Below are 5,016 nucleotides of genomic sequence, written 5' to 3' on the forward strand. Positions count from 1 at the left end.
CGACGAGCCGCCCGTGATCACGGCCACCTGGCCGGTGAGGTCGATCTGGATCATGATTTCAGTCCTAGCGATTTCAGATATTGGCTCTGCGCACCCGGCCGATAGTTCAGGCGAGAAGACAACTCGGCGGCCGCATGACGCACCTTGTCCACCAGGCCGGTTTCCAGCAGCGCTGCATCGATTTCCGGCCGCGGAATCGTGATCGTGATCACCGCGACAATGCGCCCCGTGTCATTGCGCACCGGCGCAGTGACGACAGATATGCCGCGTTCGAACGATGACTGGCTGATCGCATAACCGCGCTCGGCATCGGCGCGAACCATGTCGTACAGCGCCTCGACCGTTTCCGGCGTGAGCCGCGTAAAGCGCGCGAGCACGGGCTCGGGATACAACGCGCGCAGTTCACCGAGGGAAAGATCTCCCATTAGCACGTGACCGTGCGTGGTCGCGTGGGCAGGCAGTCTCGTACCGACATTGACCTTCACCGAGCTGAAAATCGGCTCCTGGCTTTGGGCCTTCGCCACGAACACGACATCCCGGCCGTCACGAATCAAGATGTGACTCGTGAGCCCGGTCGCCGTGCGCAAGGCTTCGATGATCGGCAAGCCGAGATCGGTCAACTCCAGCGAGCTGAGATACTCGAAACCCAACCGCAATACGGCCACGCCCAGCCTGTAGTTCCGGTCCTTGTCAGCGCGTTCCAGGTAGCCGAGGGATTCGAGCGTCTGCAACAGGCGAAACACCGTGGTGCGCGGAATCTTCAGGCGCTTCGACAATTCCGGCGCGCCGAGTACCGGCTCGCGCGGTGAGAATTCGGCCAGGATCTTCAAGCCGCGCTCGAGTCCCGGCACAATGTAATTGCCATCCTCCTTGTCAGCGTCGTCAGCCATCCTGGCGAGCGTTTCGAGTGTCATTGCGTGGCTCCCTTACATTGCGCGCTGAACGCCTCGATCAAGGCGTTGTAGCGCACCGGCGCTTCGATGTAGCCCGCGTGACCCGCACCGGGAATCACCTGCAGGCTGACGTTGGCGGCTCTCGCGATCGGTTCACAGGCAGCGGGCGGCGTGATCGGGTCTTCGGCGCCGACCGCGACCGCTACGCGGCCTTTGAAGTGCGTCAGGTCGGACGCCAGATCCGCGTTGGCGAGAAGATGCGTCGCCTGCGCGTAGCCGACCGGGTCAATGCGCGCCATGTTCCATCGCACCCACTCCCGCGCGTCTTCGCTTGCGCCGCCCGACACCATGTTCACGCTGCGCTTTTCAGCCAACCCTTGCGGCCCGAGTTCAGCGAGCATCGCAAGGCGCGCATCACGCTTGTTTTCACGCACGTGCGCTGATGCCGCGCCGTATCCCCCAGCCGGAGACAACAGCAACAGTCCAGCTACCCGCGCCGCCTGCTTGCTCGCAAACGAACCCGCGACGATCGCGCCAAGCGAATGACCGACCAACACGCAGCGTTCGATCGCGAGTGCATCGAGCCAATCGCTCAGCGCGTCTGCATAGTCCGATGCCACCGGCGATGCCGCCTCTACATGGCGCGACTTTCCATACCCTGGCGCGTCCCACGCAAGCACCTGATGTGTGTCCCCCAGTGTCTCCATCTGGCGCACCCAGGATGCTGCGCCCGAGCCGATGCCGTGCAACATCACGATTGGCATGGTGCGCAGGTGCTTGTCACCTGCCTTGCGATACCCGATCGTGCGTTGTGCGACAACGGCAAGCTGCTCGGGAAAACGAGCGAGCGCGTCAGCGTGAGTGAGCGTGAAAGCGGGCGATGTCATCGGCTTAGCGCTTAAGCCGGGCCAGCGGAGAATCGGGCGGATACGTCGGCGTGATCGGCTTGGCCGCGCCGAGCATCACGCACATGAGCGCGTCTTCATCGCCAATATTGATTTCCGTGCGATACACGCCCGGAGGCACCGAGATCAGGTCACGCTCGCCGACGATCGTCTCCCAAGACTCGCCGTCCTTCTCGCACACCACTTTCATCTTTCCGCGAATCACGAAGAAAATTTCTTCGACATCCATATGAATATGGCTCGGACCAATGTTGCCGGCCGGAATGACCATGGTGGAAAACGTGAAGCCGCCGGCCGGAACCGCGTTCACGTCCTTCGCGACACCGGTGCCGCCCGTGCCGACATAACGCATCTGCGCCCGGCGATACTTCGGGTCGTAGTCCGCCTGGAACTTCAGTGCATCCCAGTCGTACTTGCGCGTTTCAAGACGTGCGACACGTGAGTCCATCCATTGGGCGAAGCTCGCTTCTTCGGGCTGTTCCCACGACTTGCATTCGATATCCGCATCGGCCATTGATTGCTCCTTCAAGAGGTTGAGTTCGTTATTGCTTGAGTGACTGAATCAGTTCATGACGAAGCCGCCGTTCACCGGCAGTAGCTGACCGGTGACGAAGCGCGCTGCATCGGACAAGAGAAACAGGACGGGACCGTTGACGTCGTCGGGCACCTGCGCACGATTGAGCGCGCGTCCTTTCAAGTAATACTCGTGGCGTTCAGCCGGCACATAGGCGGTCGCTTCGACTTCGGTCAGACCGGGCGCAATGGCGTTCACCGTGATGGCATGCGCACCGAACTCGCGGGCAAGCGAACGCGTCATCGCGATAACGGCGCCCTTGCTCGTCACATACGCGAGCAGTTTCGGCGCGCCCCACAGGGCGGTATCGGACGCAATATTCACGATACTTCCGCGCCCCGACGCCCGAAGATGCGGCATGGCAGCGACGCTCATGAGCCAGGTTCCGCGAACGTTGACGCTCATGACGGCGTCCCACGTCGTGGTGCTTAATTCGTCGGCATTCTTGCCGCCCGAATTCGTGATCGCCGCATTATTGACAAGCCCGTCGATACCCCCCATCAGCTCGGCGCTCGTCGCAACGCACGCCTGAATGCTCAGCGGGTCGTTTAAATCCAGCGACACGAAGTCCACGCGATGACCCGCTTCGCTCAGCGTCTTCGCGAACGCCCGGCCTTCGTCTTCAAGCACGTCGCCGAACGCCACGCGCGCACCCGCTTGAGCCAGCGATGTGACGAACGCCGCGCCCAATCCGCGCGCACCGCCGGTGACAAGAATCCGGCGTCCGGCGAGCGCATCACGCATGACCGTGCTCCGGCTGTTGGACTTTCAGCGCGTCGAGCGCGGCAAGATGTTGTTGCGCCCGTTGCTTGAACATGCGGCGCACGCGCGTCATGCCGACATCGTGCTGATACAGGAACTCGTGGTCGCGCGCGTTCGGCGCCATGCTTTCGAGTACGTACCGATCCTGTTCCAGCACCGCCCAATGCAGTCCTTCGAGGCGGTTGCGATACATGAATTTCCACGCGTCACGTTGCCAGCCCGAGACCTTGCGGGTGCGCCAGAAATAGACCTGGCAATTGTTTTCATCGACAGGAACGGCGAAGCCGATAATCCCGAAGTTGCCGCCCGGGCCGAACTTCTTCTTGTACGGAATAGCCAGGCGCATCCACAGACAACCGGTTTCACCGATCTCGACCCAGTCGAAATTCACGTCGCGCTGGCCGATTTTTTCGAACATCAAACCGGTGTCCGTCTTGCGCACGCGCATCTCGGCCTGCTTGTCGCCATCGGCCATGGAGTGGGACGTGGCGTGCAGATACGCGCCATGCATCGGGTCCATGACGTTGTCGATTGCGTACTGGTAATTGCACTTCCAGTGCGACATGCACAAGAAGCTCGCGTATTCCTCGCCGACCAGTTCTTCCGGCAATTGCAGCGGTGCGGGTTCCTTGTTGGCATCGTCACCGAACCAGAGAAAGATCGCGCCGGCATGTTCTTGCGCCGGATACGACTTCACGCATTTCTGCCCTTCGAGCGGACAAGCGGGCACGGCCGGCACCTTCTGCACCGTGCCGCTGCCATCGACTTCGATGCCGTGATACCAACATGCCACGCTGCCGCCGAGATTCCATCCGAGTGACAGACGCGCGCCACGATGCGGGCAACGATCTTCAAGCGCATGAATGTGGCCGTCATGGTCGCGCCACAGCACGATCTGGTCGCCCAGACGCGTCAGGCCGATCGGCGCATTCGCCACTTGCCAGCTAGGCGCGACGGGGTACCAGTAATTACGCAAGCCTCGATCGAGGTACGCCTGAACCGGTTCAATCCCGTCGGTCACGTTATCTGTATTGGGAGACGTCATTTAGCTTTACTCCTGATATCGGTAGGTGCGGCGTTCAGTCGGCCAGCGTGCGGAACTCGGCAGCAAGCCGCTCCTCGGTCCACGCAGCACCCTCGGGCGTACGAAAGCCGATACCGTTCAAGCCGTTAGCGACCTGATCCAGCTCGAGCGCGCCTGCATCGAACACGCGTTCTAGTGCATCGCCGAAGTCGTTTTCGTATTGCGTCGGCTCGGCCTTGCGCGTTTGCCAGATAAAGTTTTCGATCTCGCCCGGCTTTTCGATCACGCCCTTGCCGGCCACGTTGTTGGGCTGCGGCGCAAGCCACGGCTTGAGCGAGGGATTGAAGTTCACGGGTACTTCGTGCACGTCATTCGTTGCCATGTCATTCCACCTTGATCTGGATTTCTTCGCCGGCGAGTCGAACCGCGTAAGTCTTCAAGTCGCGGCCACCGGGCTCTTTCAGGCACTTGCCTGTCGGGATATGAAAAACGGCTTCGTGCAACGGACATTCAACCGTGTCGCCATCGACAAAACCTTGCGTCAGCAGCGCATAAGCATGCGGACACACGTTCTCAAGCGCATACAGCTCGTCGCCGACGCGATAGATACCGACCTGCGCGCCGCCCTCGATCTTGTATTCGATCGGAGAGTCCTCCGACAAGTCACCGGCATGTCCGGCGCAACGCCATTGCTTAGCCATTGCTCACTTTCTCCGGGGTTCGTTTTGTTCCATATACGGAACGTTGATTTATATGTGGTTATTATAGAAGTGGTTTCTCGCTGATCAAATAGATAAATAGCGCTCTCAGTGAAAACACTGATTAGTCTCATCAATGGGTGCTTGACCTCTCCTACAG

Annotated in this window: 7 protein-coding genes; all 7 read right to left on the bottom strand. The window is 60.5% G+C overall.

All coding sequences use genetic code 11. The features are described from left to right. Nucleotides 1–50: 50 nt before the first annotated feature. Genes WCA53_RS24850 through WCA53_RS24880 form a run of 7 tightly spaced genes read right to left on the bottom strand, consistent with a single transcriptional unit; the run spans nt 51 to nt 4,859 of the window. On the bottom strand, nt 51–914 hold the full coding sequence (locus tag WCA53_RS24850; protein WP_423916671.1) for an IclR family transcriptional regulator: 864 nt from the start codon (nt 912–914) through the stop codon (nt 51–53). After that, nucleotides 911–1,780, bottom strand: coding sequence for an alpha/beta fold hydrolase (locus tag WCA53_RS24855; protein WP_423916673.1), 870 nt, complete (start codon nt 1,778–1,780; stop codon nt 911–913). Before WCA53_RS24855 ends, WCA53_RS24850 begins: the two co-directional genes overlap by 4 nt. Nucleotides 1,781–1,784: 4 nt before the next feature. Further along, nucleotides 1,785–2,312, bottom strand: a complete 528-nt coding sequence (locus tag WCA53_RS24860; RefSeq protein WP_423916675.1) for a cupin domain-containing protein — start codon at nt 2,310–2,312, stop codon at nt 1,785–1,787. Between the two features lie 48 nt (nt 2,313–2,360). Further along, nucleotides 2,361–3,116 carry an SDR family oxidoreductase gene (locus WCA53_RS24865; RefSeq protein WP_423916678.1) on the bottom strand — a complete coding sequence of 252 codons (756 nt, stop codon included), beginning with the start codon at nt 3,114–3,116 and terminating at the stop codon, nt 2,361–2,363. Continuing rightward, entirely contained in the window at nt 3,109–4,179 is a 1,071-nt protein-coding gene (locus tag WCA53_RS24870) for a Rieske 2Fe-2S domain-containing protein (protein ID WP_423916680.1), read from the bottom strand. The genes WCA53_RS24865 and WCA53_RS24870 overlap by 8 nt, the downstream gene beginning before the upstream one ends. A 34-nt stretch (nt 4,180–4,213) precedes the next feature. After that, the gene (locus WCA53_RS24875; protein WP_423916684.1) at nt 4,214–4,525 is read right to left on the bottom strand and encodes a recombinase-like helix-turn-helix domain-containing protein; all 312 of its coding nucleotides are present in this window, start codon (nt 4,523–4,525) and stop codon (nt 4,214–4,216) included. A 16-nt stretch (nt 4,526–4,541) separates the two neighbouring features. Further along, nucleotides 4,542–4,859, bottom strand: a complete 318-nt coding sequence (locus WCA53_RS24880; protein WP_423916682.1) for a non-heme iron oxygenase ferredoxin subunit — start codon at nt 4,857–4,859, stop codon at nt 4,542–4,544. Between the last annotated feature and the right edge of the window lie 157 nt (nt 4,860–5,016).

Origin of the sequence: Caballeronia sp., from assembly GCF_049581465.1 — a bacterium.
In the GTDB taxonomy this organism is placed as follows: domain Bacteria; phylum Pseudomonadota; class Gammaproteobacteria; order Burkholderiales; family Burkholderiaceae; genus Caballeronia.

Excerpts from the sequence above, each read along its gene's own strand:
- WCA53_RS24860 (WP_423916675.1), bottom strand. The coding sequence starts at position 2,312 with ATGGCCGATGCGGATATCGAATGCAAGTCGTGGGAACAGCCCGAAGAA.
- WCA53_RS24870 (WP_423916680.1), bottom strand. The coding sequence starts at position 4,179 with ATGACGTCTCCCAATACAGATAACGTGACCGACGGGATTGAACCGGTT.
- WCA53_RS24865 (WP_423916678.1), bottom strand. The coding sequence starts at position 3,116 with ATGCGTGATGCGCTCGCCGGACGCCGGATTCTTGTCACCGGCGGTGCG.
- WCA53_RS24880 (WP_423916682.1), bottom strand. The coding sequence starts at position 4,859 with ATGGCTAAGCAATGGCGTTGCGCCGGACATGCCGGTGACTTGTCGGAG.
- WCA53_RS24850 (WP_423916671.1), bottom strand. The coding sequence starts at position 914 with ATGACACTCGAAACGCTCGCCAGGATGGCTGACGACGCTGACAAGGAG.
- WCA53_RS24855 (WP_423916673.1), bottom strand. The coding sequence starts at position 1,780 with ATGACATCGCCCGCTTTCACGCTCACTCACGCTGACGCGCTCGCTCGT.